Genomic DNA, 13,068 nt, shown 5'->3' with positions numbered 1-13,068 from the left:
CCGTTGCGTCGCCGATATCCTTGCCGAATGGCCGTGCTCCCCATACGCATCACCGGCGACCCGGTGCTGCACTCCCCCGCCCTTCCGGTCGAGACGATCGACGACGAGCTGCGCGCGCTCGTCCGCGACATGTTCGAGACCATGGATGCCGCGCCGGGCGTCGGGCTCGCAGGGCCGCAGGTCGGGGTGCCGCTCCGCCTGTTCACGTACGGGTGGGTCGACGAGGCGGGCACGAAGTGGCGCGGCGTCGCGATCAACCCCGAGCTGTGGATCTCGCCGCCGCCCGCCGGTGAGCCCGACCTCGACGAGGAGTCCGAGGGCTGCCTCTCGTTCCCCGGCGAGCGGTTCGGCCTGCGTCGCGCCGATCGGGCCATCCTCCGGGCGACCGACCTCGAGGGGCAGCCGTTCGAGATCGACGCCGAGGGCTGGCTCGCGCGCATCTTCCAGCACGAGTACGACCACCTCGACGGCACCCTGTACGTCGACCGCCTCGGCGAGAAGGACCAGCGCATCGTCGCGAAGATCACCCGCAAGCTCGGCTGGGGCAAGCCCGGCGTCTCGTGGCTGCCCGGCGTCGACCACCTCGAGGACTGAGCGCGACGAACGGCCAGTCCGGCGGGCGGCCGATGGTCTGGCGCCGAGGCTCTCGACGGCGTCAGATGAACGCCCTGATCCCGGCTGCGACGAGCGCCGCGACGATCACGACGACGAGGAACGGCACCCGCAGCGCGAACAGCGCGGCCGCGACGATGACGGCCGGCACGCGTGCGTCGAACACGATCGCCTGCCCCGCGCCGAGCGTCTGCACGGCGATGAGCGCCGCGAGCAGCGCCACGGTGAGGAGGTCGGCGATGCGGGCGGGACGCTCCCGTTCGAGCAGCCCGGCGGGCACGAGGTAGCCGCCGAGCTTGAGGGCCAGCGTCGCCGCGGAGGCGATGAGGATGACGTGCCACGTGGTCATGACGCGCTCCTCCGCGAGAACAGGTCGAACCAGCCGACGACGACCGCGACGAGCGCCGCCACGAGCACGGGCAGTCCCGGCATGAGCACCGGCGTGGTCAGCGTCGCGACGAGCGCCGCGGCGACCGCCACGGCGCCGGCCTGGAAGCGCTTCAGTCGCGGCCACAGGAGCCCGAGGAAGGCTGCGGCGGCCGCGGCATCCAGCCCCCACGCCCTGGTGTCGCCGAGCGCGTCGCCGATGAGGGCGCCGGCGAGGGTGGTCAGGTTCCATCCGACGAAGATGACGGTCCCGGTGAGCCAGAAGCCGCGCCGAGCGGCCCGATCGTCCGTCTGCGCGAGCGCGACGGCGGTCGACTCGTCGATCGTGATCCACGCCGCCGCGATCCGCTGCGCGAGCCCGCCGCGGTCGACGAGGGGCTTCATGCGCATGCCGTACACGACGTTGCGGATGCCGAGGAGCGCCGCCGTGGCGATCGCCGAGCCGCCGGCCGCCAAACCTCCCGATGCCAGCACGCCCACGAGCGCGAACTGCGACCCGCCCGTGAACATCACGAGGCTGAGGAAGCACGTCTGCCAGACGTCGAGTCCCGCGGCCACCGAGAGCGCGCCGAACGAGATGCCGTAGGCGGCCGTCGCGAGACCGACGCCGACGCTGTCGCGCAGCACCGTGGTGCGCCCGGTCGACGTGTCGCGCTCCTCCACGAATCCCTCCCGAGTCGACGAAAGGGCCGCCCGGTGCATCCGGACGGCCCTTGCTGCTCCCCCACTTGGACTCGAACCAAGAACCTATCGGTTAACAGCCGATTGCTCTGCCAATTGAGCTATGGAGGATCGCGTGTTTCAGCAGAGTCACTCTAGCAAAGGGAGCCGCGGACTCCCAATCCGAGCGCCCCTCGCATCCGGCGACCCGTCAGTACCCCGCGTGGAGGTCGATCCGGCCCTCGAGCGGCAGCCCGTCGAGGAAGGCGCGGACGTTGCGCGCGACCCGCTCGGCGAAGAGCGGCACGACCATCTCCTCCGTGTCGGCGACGTGCGGCGTGATGAGGCAGTTCGGCGACGACCAGAGCGGATGCCCTGCCGGCAGCGGCTCGGGATCCGTCACGTCGAGGCCTGCCCCGCCCAGCCTTCCCGTCCCCAGCGCGCCGACGAGCGCGTCGGTGTCGACCACGGCGCCCCGGGCCACGTTGACGAGGACGGCACCGCGCGGCATCCGCTCGAACTCGTCGGCGCCGATGAGGCCCCGCGATGCGTCGGTGAGCGCCGCGGCCACGAACACCACGTCGGCCCGCGCCAGCGCGTCGCCCAGGCCGGCCTCGGTCACGGTGCGGGTGGCACCGGCGACCGGCTCGTCGCGCCGACGCACGACGGTCGTGCGCACGTCGAACGGGGCGAGGAGCCGGAGGAGTTCCATCCCGATCCCGCCCGCGCCCACGACGACGACCTGGGCGCCGAACAGCGTGCGGCCCCGCTCGTCGACCTCCCAGCGATTCGCCCGCACGCGGTGCGGCACCTCGCGGAGCACGGCGAGGGCGAGCATGAGCGCGTGCTCGGCGACGGGCTGCGCGTAGGCGCCCTTCGCGCTCGTCCACGTGCGGCCGTCGTCGCGGTGACGGCGGAGCACGTCGGCGAACGCGTCGACGCCAGCCCACGGCAGCTGCACCCAGGCGATGTGCGGGTGCACGGCGAGCACGGCGTCGAGGTCGCCGGCATCGGATGCCGCGGTCCACACGAGCCCGCGCGTCGCATCGTCGAGCGGCCGCACCTCGCCATGGGCGCCGAGCACCGCCGCGACGACCGCGTCGTCGTGGGGCAGCACCGCGATCGGACCCGGCTCGGGCGCGCCGACGCCGGACGCCGACGGCGGCGGCTCGGACCCGGCGACGGCTCGGTGCCGCGGGCGCGCCGCCGCGGCATCCGTCATACCGCTGGACCCTCGTCGAGCTCGTCGATCACCGCGTGCCCGCCGTCGAGCGCGCCCGCGAGGGCCATGACGTACGGGTGGCCCGGGTCGTGGAACACCTCGTCGATCGTGCCGATCGCGGCGAGCTCGCCCTTGTCGAGCACCGCGATGCGATCGGCCGTGCGCCGCAGCACGGGCAGGTCGTGGCTGATGATGAGCGCCGAGAACGTGCCGTGCTCGCGGTCGCGCAGCTCGGTGATGAGCTGCGCGACCGCGTCGCGCACGGTGAGGTCGATGCCCGCTGTGGGCTCGTCGGCGATGAGCAGCGCCGGACCGAGCACGAGCGCGCGGGCGAGCGCCACGCGCTGGCGCTGCCCGCCGCTCAGTTCGTAGGGGAACCTGTCGAGCATGCTGAGCGGGAGTCGCACCGCGTCGATCATCGTCGCGACCCGGGTCGCCAGCGCGCGCCGATTGTAGCGGCGGTCGCGCTCGAGGATCGGCTCGCCGACGATCTCCGCGACGGTGCGGTCGGGCGGGAGGGTCGCCGCGGCATCCTGCGGCAGGTAGCCGACGTGGAACCGGAACTCGTCGACCTTGCGCCTGGGCAGCGTGCGCAGCCGGCGGCCGAGCACGTTCGCCTCGCCGCCTGTGATCACCGGCCGCACGTCGCCGCCGCGGACCTGCTCGAACGCCGATCCCGAGAGCACCTTCGCGAGCGTCGACTTGCCGCTGCCCGCGCTGCCGAGGAGGCCGAGGACCTCGCCCGGCTCGACGGTCAGCGTGAGCCCGTGCAGTGCGACATGCGCCGGGCTCGCGCCGTGGGCCGGGTACTCGAGCGTGAGGTCGCTGAGCACGATCGGGAAGCCGTGTGCTGCTCCGCGCATCACACCGCCTCCCGGAGCCGGCGCAGTTCCTCTCGTCGTTCGGCCTGGGCGATCGGGTCGGGCACGGGGAGCGACGCCAGCAGGCGCTGGGTGTAGTCCTCCTTCGGCGCGCCGAGGACCTCGACGCCCGTTCCCTCCTCTACGAGCTTCCCGTGGTAGAGCACCGCGATCCGGTCGGCGAGCAGGTCGACGACGGCGAGGTCGTGGCTGATGAACAGCGACGCGAAGCCGAACTCGAGCTGCAGCTCGCCGAACAGCTCGAGCACGCGCGCCTGCACCGAGACGTCGAGCGCCGAGGTGGGCTCGTCGGCGATGAGCAGCTCGGGGCCGAGGGCGAGCGCCCGCGCGAGGCTGGCGCGCTGGCGCTGGCCGCCGCTGAGCTCGTGCGGGAACCGGTCGCCGTACGCGCGCGGCAGCTGCACCGCCTCGAGGAGCTCGTCCACGCGCTTGCGGGCGGAACCGGGGTCCTTCGCGCGCCCGTGGATCACGAGCGGCTCGGCGACGCACTCCGCGATCGTGAGCAGCGGGTTGAAGCTCGAGGCCGGGTCCTGGAACACGAACCCGATGCGACTGCGGAGCGGACGGAACTGCCGCTCGCGGATGCCGTTCATCTCGGCGCCGAGCACCTTCAGCGAGCCGCCGGTGACCTTCGTGAGCCCCGCGATCGCGCGGCCAATGGTGGTCTTGCCCGAACCGGACTCGCCGACCAGTCCGAGCACTTCGCCCGGGCGGATGACGAGGTCGACGCCGTCGACCGCGCGGAACCCCTCGCGGCCGAAGCGGCCGGGGTAGACGATCTCGAGCCCGCGCGCCTCGACGACGGGCGTCTGCTCGGCCCATTCGACGGGACGCTCTGCGGCCCGTTCGGCCGCGCGCACGGTGCCGTGGCCCACGTACGGTACGGCCGCGAGCAGCGCCTTCGTGTAGTCGTCCTTCGGCGCCGCGAACAGCGTCTTGACGTCGGCCTCCTCGACGACCTTGCCCTGGTACATGACCGCGACCCGGTCGGCGAGGTCGGCCACGACGCCCATGTTGTGGGTGATGAGCACGATCGCGGTGCCGAACTCGTCGCGGACCCGGCGGAGCAGGTCGAGGATCTCGGCCTGCACGGTGACGTCGAGCGCGGTCGTGGGCTCGTCGGCGACGATGAGGCCCGGTTCGAGCACGAGCGCCATCGCGATGACCACGCGCTGCTTCTGCCCGCCCGAGAACTGGTGCGGGAAGTGGTCGACGCGGTGCTCGGGGTCGGGGATGCCGACGCGGCGGAGGATGTCGATCGCCTTGGCGCGCGCCTCCTTCTTCGACACCTCGCCGTGGGCGCGGATGCCCTCCATGATCTGCCAGCCGACCGTGTAGACGGGGTTCAGCGCCGTCGACGGCTCCTGGAACACCATCGCGACGTCCTCGCCGCGCATCTCGCGCAGCTTCTGCTTCGACAGGCTGATCACGTCCTGTGCGCGGCCGCCGTCGCGGTCGGACAGCAGCACCGCGCCGCGCGTCGTCGCCGTCTCGGGCAGCAGGCCGAGGATCGTCTTCGCCGTCACGGACTTGCCGCTGCCGGACTCGCCGACGATGGCGAGCACCTCGCCGCGGTCGACCGAGAGGGACACGTCGTCGACGGCCTTCACGGCTCCGGCGTCGGTGGAGAACGAGACGCCGAGGTTCTTGATGTCGACCACCGTGCTCATCGCTTGACCTCGATTCCGTGCTCGTCGAATGTCTCCCCGTCTTCGAGGCCGGTCAGCCCGCCCGGGCCGGCGGTCAGCGTGCCGCCGGGGACCACCGAGGTCTCGGCGACCTGTCCGGCCGCCTGCGCGACGCGTCGGCGGCTGCGCAGGCGCGGGTCGGCCAGGTCGTTCAGGCTCTCGCCGACGAGCATGATGCCGAGCACGGCCAGCACGATGGCGAGACCCGGGAACGTCGCCGTCCACCAGATGCCGCTCGTGACATCCGACTGCGCCTTGTTGAGGTCGTAGCCCCAGTCGGCGGCGGCGGTGGGCTCGATGCCGAACCCGATGAAGCCGAGCGCCGCGAGGGTCAGGATCGCCTCGGCGGAGTTCAGCGTGATGATCAGCGGCAGCGTGCGCGTCGCGTTGCGGAACACGTGCTTGAACACGATGCGCGAGTTGGACGCCCCGAGCACCTTCGCCGACTCGACGAAGGGCTCGGCCTTGATGCGCACCGTCTCCGCGCGGATGACGCGGAAGTACTGCGGGATGAAGACCACGACGATCGAGCCGCCGGCCGCGAGCACGCCGCCCCACAGGCTCGACTGCCCGCCCGAGATGACGATCGACAGCACGATGGCGAGCAGCAGCGACGGGAAGGCATAGATCGCGTCGAAGACCACGACCATCGTCTTGTCGATCCAGCCGCCGAAGTAGCCGGCGTACAGGCCGAGCGCGACGCCGATGAACAGCGAGAGCACGACCGCGATGACGACCACGAGCAGGGCGGTCTGCGCGCCGAAGATGACGCGGGAGAGCACGTCGTACCCGCCGACGGTGGTGCCGAACCAGTGCTCCGCCGAGGGCGGCTGCTGCGTGCCGAACGCGCCATCGGCGTCCGCGCGCTGCGCGAAGCCGTAGGGAGCGAGCAGCGGCGCGAAGATCGCGAGGATGATGAAGACGACCATCATGACGAGGCCGGCGACGAGCATGCCTCGCTGGAGGCCGACGCTCTGGCGCAGCTGGTGGACGACCGGGAGTCGGTCGCGAAGCCGGCGCTTCGGGGCGGCCGGCGTGACGGATGCCGCGGTCATGTCAGTACCTCACCCTCGGGTCGATGAACGCCGCGATGATGTCGACGATGAAGTTCGTGAGGGCCACGATGACGGCGAGCATCACGACGACGCCCTGCACGGCCACGTAGTCGCGGTTCTCGATGAACTCCACGAGGATGAAGCCGAGGCCCTTCCACTCGAAGGTCGTCTCGGTGAGCACGGCGCCAGCGAGGAGCAGCGCGATCTGCAGGCCGATGACGGTGATGATCGGGATGAGCGCCGGACGGTAGGCGTGCTTGCGGAGCAGCCGGAGCTCCCCCACGCCGCGCGAGCGGGCGGCGTCGACGTAGTCGGTGGACAGCGTGCCGATGACGTTCGTGCGCACCAGGCGGAGGAAGATGCCCGCCGTGTAGAGGCCCAGCGCGATCGACGGGAGCACCGCATGCGACAGCACGTCGCCGAGCACCTCGGGGTTGCCCGTGAGGAGGGCGTCGATCGTGTAGAACCCGGTCTTGTTCGGCAGGGCCTGCATCTGCAGCTCGGCGCCCACGCTGGCGCGGCCCGCGACCGGGAACCAGTGCAGCCAGACCGAGAAGATGAGCTTCAGGATGAGGCCGGCGAAGAAGATCGGCACCGCGTACCAGTAGATCGCGAAGACGCGGAAGACGGCGTCCTGCGGCTTGTCGCGGTAGTAGGCCGTGAGCAGTCCGAGCGGGATGCCGACGACGAACGCGACGATGAGCGAGTAGAACGCGAGCTCGAAGGTCGCCGGGCCGTACGTCGCGAGCACCTCGAGGACCGGGCGGCCGGTCGTGATGGTCTCGCCGAAGTTGCCGGTGAGGAGCTGGCCGATGTACTCGAAGTACTGGATGAGGATCGGACGGTCGTACCCGGCCGCGTGCCGCAGCTCTGCGAGGGCCTCCGGTCCGAGGCGACCGCCCTGCGAGGCGGTGATCGGGTCGCCCGTGGTGCGCATCAGGAAGAAGACCAGGGTGACCAGGATGAAGATGGTCGGGAAGATCAGCAGGAAGCGGACGAGCAGGTATCGCCCGAACCCGCCTCCTTGCGACTTCGGCTTCGGCCGTGCGGCGGCGGGGAGGTCCTCCGTCGGGGCCGTGGTGTCAAGTGTGCTCATGGGTTCCTCAGGGGCTGCAGGGGAACGGGGGCGACCCGCGGTTGCAGGTCGCCCCCGTCGTCGAGCTTCAACGACTCTAGTCCGTCATCAACCCTTCGAGAGGGCTGCGTAGCGGAACTTGAACGAGGCGTCCAGCGTGTCCTCGGTGCCCTCGACGTCCGTGCCGACGACCGCCACCTGCGCACCCTGCATGTAGGGGATCGTGGACAGGTCGGCTGCGACCTTGTCCTGGATCTCCTCGATGATGGCGGTGCGGGCGTCGGGGTCGGCGGTGACGGCCTGCTCCAGGATCAGGTCGTTCACCTCGGGGTTGTCGTAGTGGTTCGAGAGGAAGTTCTCCGTGAGGAAGAACGGGGTGAGGTAGTTGTCGGCGTCCGAGTAGTCGGGGAACCAACCCAGCTGGTAGGCCGGGTAGAGGTCCGCGACGCGGTCCTTCGAGTACTGGACCCACTCGGTCGACTGCAGGTTCACCTTGAACAGGCCGCTCGACTCGAGGTTGTCCTTGATCACCGCGTACTCGTCGCTCGACGACGGTCCGTAGCGCTCGGCCACGTACTGGATCGAGATGTCGAGCGGCGTCGTGACGCCGGCCGCGGAGAGACGCTCGGCCGCCTTGTCGGGGTCGGGCGCGCCGTTGCCGTCGCCGTAGAGGCCCTTCAGCGACTCGGTGGCGCCGGTGAGGCCCTCGGGGATGTACGAGTACAGCGGCGTGAAGGTGCCCTTGTACACGTCCTCCGAGATGGCGTCGCGGTCGATGAGGTCGGCGATCGCCTGGCGGACCGCGAGCGCCTTGGCCGGGTCGGCCTCGGCGGTCGTGGCGCCGAACGGCATCGTGTTGAAGTTGAACACGAGGTAGCGGATCTCGCCGCCGGGGCCGTCGACGACCTTGACCTTGTCGTTGCCGCGGAGGTCCTCGATGTCCGTCGCGCTGAGCGTGCGGTTGGCCACGTCGATGTTGCCCTCCTGCACGTCGAGCTTCAGGTTCGAGGCATCCGTGTAGTACTTCACGTTGACCGTGTCGGTCTTCGCGGCGCCGAGGAGACCCTCGTAGTCGGGGTTCGCCTTGTACGAGATCAGGTTGTTGAAGTCGTAGCTCGTGATGACGTACTGGCCGGCGAACGCCTTGCCCGCGACGATGTCGTCGTCGGAGGTGACCGAGTCGGCCGAGAAGACGTCCTCGTCGACGATCGGGCCCGCCGGGCTCGACAGGATCTGCGGGAAGATCTGGTCGTTCTCCGACTTCAGGTTGAACACGACGGTGGTGTCGTCGGGCGCGTCGACCGAGTCGAGGTTGTAGAGGAGCGACGACGGGCCGTTCTCGTCGGCGATCGCCAGCTGGCGGTCGAACGTGAACTTCACGTCGGACGAGGTGAGGTCGTTGCCGTTCGCCCACTTGAGGCCCGGCTTCAGCGTGACCGTGTACTCGGTCGGGCTGGTGAACTCGGCCTTCTCGGCGATGTCGGGCTCCACGTCGGGGCTGCCGTACGGGGTGTTCATGAGGAACGGGTAAATCTGGTTCATCACGGTGAACGAACCGTTGTCGTACGCGCCCGCCGGGTCGAGCGACGTGACCTGCTCGGTCGTGCCGACCGTGAGGGTGCCGCCGGCCGCGTCGGTGCTCCCGCCGCCGCCCGCCGTGCAGCCCGCGAGGGCGAGCGCGGCGGCGGACAGGCCCGCTGCGAGGGCGATGGCGCGCCCGCGGTTCATGGATGCGGATGTCATATCCGTCTACCTCTTCCTGTGGATGCTGTCACGGCGTGCCGCCTGGGCGACCACCGCGGCTGTGTGCCGGCGCGTCCCGACGCAAGAGACGGGCGGGCCGGTGCCTCGGCCTCCGCCCGGGGTTGGATGGGGCCGTCGACCCGCTCGTGAGAGCGGCTCGCTGGCGATGATTCCAGTCCTAGCACGGGGTGCCACATTACCGATGCGCTGTTATCCGAACGTGACGTTCTCGATTCCCGAACGATACTCGTCGGAAATCCCCATCCATGTCATCGGCCGAAGCTGGAAAGCTCACAGCATTCGGAAAGCGACTTCCGTTAGCCGACCGGATCCACGCGGGCCCGCCCGCGGCGGCCACATCAATGGAGGGTGAAACGTGCAACGAACCGGAACACTTCGAACACGACGGAGATCCGCACTCGTGAGCCTCGCGGTGGCGGGCGGGATGCTGGCGCTGGCGGCCGTGCCGGCCACGCCGGCGCTCGCGGCGCCGCCGGAGCAGATCGATCCGTCCGTCCTCGACCCGATCGACCCGCAGGTCTGGGAGAACATGGACGACATGACCTGGGACGACTACGTCGGCGTCCCGGGCACCGACTGGGCGAACGACACCGAGGGCTCGAGCCGCCAGTTCAACGGCGCGATCGTGCTGCTGGACTTCGAGAACCAGCCGTTCCTCGTCACGCAGCCCGAGGGGTCGCACCCCTTCGGCGACCCGTCGGGCCTCGCCAACGGCCTCGACCGCGAGGACGTGCCGCAGTTCTACCTCGACCTGCTCAACAAGCCCAACGACCTGAACCACGGCCGCACCATCAACGAGTACTGGATGGAGCAGTCGGGCGGTCGCCTCAGCGTGCAGATGGAGGCGTTCGGCCCCTACAAGCTCCCCGGCAACATCGAAGAGTACGGCCTGAACGACTCGTTCAACCGGCCGAACCAGGCGTTCTGCCCGCAGGGCCTCTCGTGCGACAAGAACATCCGCACCGACGCCAACGCGCTCTGGTCCGCCGACCTCGGCGTTCCCGACCCGCTGCGCGAGTTCGACCAGGTCTTCTACGTCACCGCCGGCCACGACGAGTCGTCGACGTGGGAGGAGTTCGGGCAGATGCTGTTCGAGTCCCCCGAGGACGTGACCGACGACTTCGGTCCGCCGCGTGACGCGAACGGCCAGGCGCTCGACCAGAACGGGCAGCCGATGGCGAACTGGGCGAAGACCCGCTACATCCCGTGGACGTCGTGGCAGGGCGCGATCAACCACTGGCCGAACGCGAACTTCCCCTCGAACGGACGCGCCGGCAACTCGACGCAGGCCGAGTCCTCGGGCATGGGCACCTTCGCGCACGAGTTCTCGCACATCCTCGGCATCTCCGACAACTACGGCAACCCGTACGGCACGGATGCCGCGGACGGCGGTCCGCTCCGCGACACGAGCGGCCCGTTCGACGTGCTCGCACGCGGCTCGTTCAACGGCCCCGGCGGCACGCACCAGCGCTGGAGCGTCCCGTCGGTCGCCGGCGGCTCGCAGCCCGCGGGTGTCGCGCTCCGCAACCGGATCAAGCTCGGCATCATCGACCAGGCACAGTACCTGAACCTGCAGGAGGCCGACGTCGACGCAGCAGGCGCCGTCGTCACCGAGGTCACCTCGCGCGCCGTGATGCGCCCGGGTGAGCTCACCGGCATCAACCTCGTGTTCGACAAGCCCACCTCGGCCGCGGCCGACAACTCGACCGGCTCGTGCACGCGCGTCGGCAAGTGGGACTGCGACGGCGGCTCGTTCGACAACTACACCGTCGAGGTCATCGACCGGATGGGCACGGACTCGTTCCAGCCCGACCATGGCGTCATGATCTCGAAGACGAAGAACGCCGACCGCAACCCGTTCATCTGGACGATCGACGCGAACCCGCAGGACATCGCCACGGTGGACTACGTCCGTCCCGACGGCACGCCCGTGATGATCACCCGCGGCGACCAGCGCCAGCTGAACGACGCGCTGTTCCACGCGGGCAACAATTCGGGTTCCGAGTACGAGTACGTCGACCAGGCGAACGGCCTGCACTTCTACGTGGTGGACACGCACCGCGACGCCGACGGCATCCTCAAGTACGAGGTCGCGGTCCGCTCGCTCGTGAGCGCCGGCCCGCAGGCTCGTGGCGTCGCCCTCGGCGAGGCCGAGGTCAGCGGCAACCTCGCCAACCTCAACGGCAAGGCGACGTCGGCGGCGGCGAACGGCAAGGGCGGCGCGGCGATCGCGAAGTGCACCGTGCCGCTCACCAACTCGGGCGCGGCCGTGGCCGACGCGAAGGCGAACAGCGACATCTACCGCCTCGCGACGTCCGTCCAGGGTGCCGGCTGGTCGGTCTCGACCCCGAGCACCATCGTGACGGCGGCGGCCGGCGAGACGATCGAGGTTCCGGTGTACGCCACGCGCGGCGCCGACGCCTCGCGCGACGCCACCGTGACGGTCACCGCGACCTCCGAGAACAACCCCTCGGCGACCGCGACCGTCACCTGCTCGATCGACGCACCGGGCAAGGCGAAGTAGTCCCACCGAATCAGGTGCGGGGCGGGACCTGGTCCCGCCCCGCACCACCCGTTCCGATACGATCCGGTGCCGAACGTCCGGCTCCGAACGTCCGGCTCCCGACGGCACCGTTCCACACACCGTTCCACACCCAGGCAGGCAGATCCATGACCTCACGTGCGACCAGGGCTGCGGCGAGCGTCGCGATCGCCATCGCCGCCGCCGCGCTCGTCGGCTGCGCCGGCGCATCGGATGCCGCGTCCGACCCCGATCTCCAGCTCGTCGTGCGCGACGGCAACCTCCGCGCCCTCGGCGACGCCTGCGCGGGCGCGCGACCCTTCGACGACATCCATCCCGGCGCGGAACTGGTGCTGCGCGCCGGCGACGGCGCCGACGTCCTCACCACCGCCCTGCCCGACGGGGAGGCGGTGAAGATCGACGACATCGACTACGGCAACGCGCCACGCGTGCCGAGCTTCTGCCGCTTCGCACTCACGCCGACGGGCGACCTGCCCGACGGCCCGCTCACGGTCCTCATCGACGGCGAGGTCGTCGCCGAGGGGGCCACGGTCAACGACGAGGGCATGGTGTTCGTGCCGCCGCTCGCCGACGTCACCGGGGAGGGATCCGAATGAGGCTCGCACGCGGCATCCGATCGGCCGTGATCGCAGCGACACTGATCGCCGCGCTCGCCGCCTGCGGCGCGGAGCCGCGCGGTGGCGCGGAGCGCATGCCCGGCGAGCTGTCCGACGGCGCATCCTTCACCGCCGTGGACGACGCGCCCGGCGCGCCCTCGCTCGAGGGAAAGCTCGTCGACGGCACGCCCGTCGACCTGGACGCACTCGCGGCCGGACGGCCGCTGCTGGTGCAGTTCGCCGCAACGTGGTGCACGACCTGCGCCGACCAGGAGGCCGCGCTCGCGGCCGTGGCTCGCGAGTACGGCGACGACCTCGCGATCGCGATCGTCACCGGCGACGAGCAGCCCGCCGACGTCACGGCCTACCTCGACCGGCGCGGACTCCCCTACCCCGTGATCGCCGATCCCGACCTGCGGATCTGGCGCGCGTACGCCGTGACCGAGCCCCCCGCGACGGCACTCATCGACGCCCAGGGCGGGCTCGTGCGCGTCTGGCCCGGCGGTGCGGTGGAGTCGACCATGCGCGAGCAGCTCGACCGGATCATCACCGGCTGAGTCTCTGCCCGCAGTCCGCGGGCGATGCG

Annotated in this window: 12 protein-coding genes and 1 tRNA gene; 4 read left to right on the top strand and 9 right to left on the bottom strand. The window is 70.6% G+C overall.

The features are described from left to right. Nucleotides 1–27: 27 nt before the first annotated feature. On the top strand, nucleotides 28–594 hold the full coding sequence (gene def, locus ACFVN5_RS08575; protein ID WP_376954576.1) for a peptide deformylase: 567 nt from the start codon (nucleotides 28–30) through the stop codon (nucleotides 592–594). Between the two features lie 61 nt (nucleotides 595–655). Here def and ACFVN5_RS08570 read toward each other — a convergent pair whose 3' ends face one another. From ACFVN5_RS08570 to ACFVN5_RS08530, 9 genes are all read right to left on the bottom strand, one after another. Beyond that, nucleotides 656–961 carry an AzlD domain-containing protein gene (locus ACFVN5_RS08570; protein ID WP_376954575.1) on the bottom strand — a complete coding sequence of 102 codons (306 nt, stop codon included), beginning with the start codon at nucleotides 959–961 and terminating at the stop codon, nucleotides 656–658. Then, nucleotides 958–1,662: an AzlC family ABC transporter permease gene (locus tag ACFVN5_RS08565; RefSeq protein ID WP_376954573.1), complete on the bottom strand. Its 705-nt coding sequence runs from the start codon at nucleotides 1,660–1,662 to the stop codon at nucleotides 958–960. Before ACFVN5_RS08565 ends, ACFVN5_RS08570 begins: the two co-directional genes overlap by 4 nt. Nucleotides 1,663–1,718: 56 nt before the next feature. After that, nucleotides 1,719–1,791: transfer RNA gene (locus ACFVN5_RS08560), tRNA-Asn, on the bottom strand. A 79-nt stretch (nucleotides 1,792–1,870) separates the two neighbouring features. Then, nucleotides 1,871–2,881: an NAD(P)-dependent oxidoreductase gene (locus ACFVN5_RS08555; protein ID WP_376954572.1), complete on the bottom strand. Its 1,011-nt coding sequence runs from the start codon at nucleotides 2,879–2,881 to the stop codon at nucleotides 1,871–1,873. After that, nucleotides 2,878–3,744, bottom strand: a complete 867-nt coding sequence (locus ACFVN5_RS08550) for an ATP-binding cassette domain-containing protein (RefSeq protein WP_376954571.1) — start codon at nucleotides 3,742–3,744, stop codon at nucleotides 2,878–2,880. The genes ACFVN5_RS08555 and ACFVN5_RS08550 overlap by 4 nt, the downstream gene beginning before the upstream one ends. After that, a complete protein-coding gene (locus tag ACFVN5_RS08545; RefSeq protein ID WP_376954570.1) occupies nucleotides 3,744–5,432 on the bottom strand; it encodes an ABC transporter ATP-binding protein in 1,689 nt (562 codons plus the stop codon). Before ACFVN5_RS08545 ends, ACFVN5_RS08550 begins: the two co-directional genes overlap by 1 nt. Continuing rightward, complete coding sequence (locus ACFVN5_RS08540; protein ID WP_376954569.1) at nucleotides 5,429–6,505, bottom strand: ABC transporter permease; 1,077 nt, start codon at nucleotides 6,503–6,505, stop codon at nucleotides 5,429–5,431. The genes ACFVN5_RS08545 and ACFVN5_RS08540 overlap by 4 nt, the downstream gene beginning before the upstream one ends. 1 nt (nucleotide 6,506) lies before the next feature. After that, nucleotides 6,507–7,601 carry an ABC transporter permease gene (locus ACFVN5_RS08535; protein WP_376954567.1) on the bottom strand — a complete coding sequence of 365 codons (1,095 nt, stop codon included), beginning with the start codon at nucleotides 7,599–7,601 and terminating at the stop codon, nucleotides 6,507–6,509. Between the two features lie 87 nt (nucleotides 7,602–7,688). Further along, nucleotides 7,689–9,323: an ABC transporter substrate-binding protein gene (locus ACFVN5_RS08530; RefSeq protein ID WP_376954566.1), complete on the bottom strand. Its 1,635-nt coding sequence runs from the start codon at nucleotides 9,321–9,323 to the stop codon at nucleotides 7,689–7,691. A gap of 421 nt (nucleotides 9,324–9,744) precedes the next feature. On the opposite strand from ACFVN5_RS08530, the gene ACFVN5_RS08525 reads away from it, so the two are divergent. The 3 genes from ACFVN5_RS08525 (at nucleotide 9,745) to ACFVN5_RS08515 (ending at nucleotide 13,039) form a co-directional block, all read left to right on the top strand. Next, nucleotides 9,745–11,868: a peptidase M6 gene (locus ACFVN5_RS08525; RefSeq protein ID WP_376954564.1), complete on the top strand. Its 2,124-nt coding sequence runs from the start codon at nucleotides 9,745–9,747 to the stop codon at nucleotides 11,866–11,868. 146 nt (nucleotides 11,869–12,014) lie between these two features. After that, a complete protein-coding gene (locus ACFVN5_RS08520; RefSeq protein WP_376954562.1) occupies nucleotides 12,015–12,482 on the top strand; it encodes a hypothetical protein in 468 nt (155 codons plus the stop codon). Continuing rightward, entirely contained in the window at nucleotides 12,479–13,039 is a 561-nt protein-coding gene (locus tag ACFVN5_RS08515; RefSeq protein WP_376954561.1) for a TlpA family protein disulfide reductase, read from the top strand. Before ACFVN5_RS08520 ends, ACFVN5_RS08515 begins: the two co-directional genes overlap by 4 nt. Nucleotides 13,040–13,068: the final 29 nt, after the last annotated feature.

Source organism: Agromyces sp. NPDC057865, from assembly GCF_042796995.1.
In the GTDB taxonomy this organism is placed as follows: domain Bacteria; phylum Actinomycetota; class Actinomycetes; order Actinomycetales; family Microbacteriaceae; genus Agromyces.
This window is presented reverse-complemented; position numbering and strand designations above follow the sequence as displayed.

Coding starts and splice junctions, on each gene's coding strand:
- def (WP_376954576.1), top strand. CDS start 28: ATGGCCGTGCTCCCCATACGCATCACCGGCGACCCGGTGCTGCACTCC.
- ACFVN5_RS08570 (WP_376954575.1), bottom strand. CDS start 961: ATGACCACGTGGCACGTCATCCTCATCGCCTCCGCGGCGACGCTGGCC.
- ACFVN5_RS08555 (WP_376954572.1), bottom strand. CDS start 2,881: ATGACGGATGCCGCGGCGGCGCGCCCGCGGCACCGAGCCGTCGCCGGG.
- ACFVN5_RS08550 (WP_376954571.1), bottom strand. CDS start 3,744: ATGCGCGGAGCAGCACACGGCTTCCCGATCGTGCTCAGCGACCTCACG.
- ACFVN5_RS08545 (WP_376954570.1), bottom strand. CDS start 5,432: ATGAGCACGGTGGTCGACATCAAGAACCTCGGCGTCTCGTTCTCCACC.
- ACFVN5_RS08540 (WP_376954569.1), bottom strand. CDS start 6,505: ATGACCGCGGCATCCGTCACGCCGGCCGCCCCGAAGCGCCGGCTTCGC.
- ACFVN5_RS08535 (WP_376954567.1), bottom strand. CDS start 7,601: ATGAGCACACTTGACACCACGGCCCCGACGGAGGACCTCCCCGCCGCC.
- ACFVN5_RS08530 (WP_376954566.1), bottom strand. CDS start 9,323: ATGACATCCGCATCCATGAACCGCGGGCGCGCCATCGCCCTCGCAGCG.
- ACFVN5_RS08520 (WP_376954562.1), top strand. CDS start 12,015: ATGACCTCACGTGCGACCAGGGCTGCGGCGAGCGTCGCGATCGCCATC.
- ACFVN5_RS08515 (WP_376954561.1), top strand. CDS start 12,479: ATGAGGCTCGCACGCGGCATCCGATCGGCCGTGATCGCAGCGACACTG.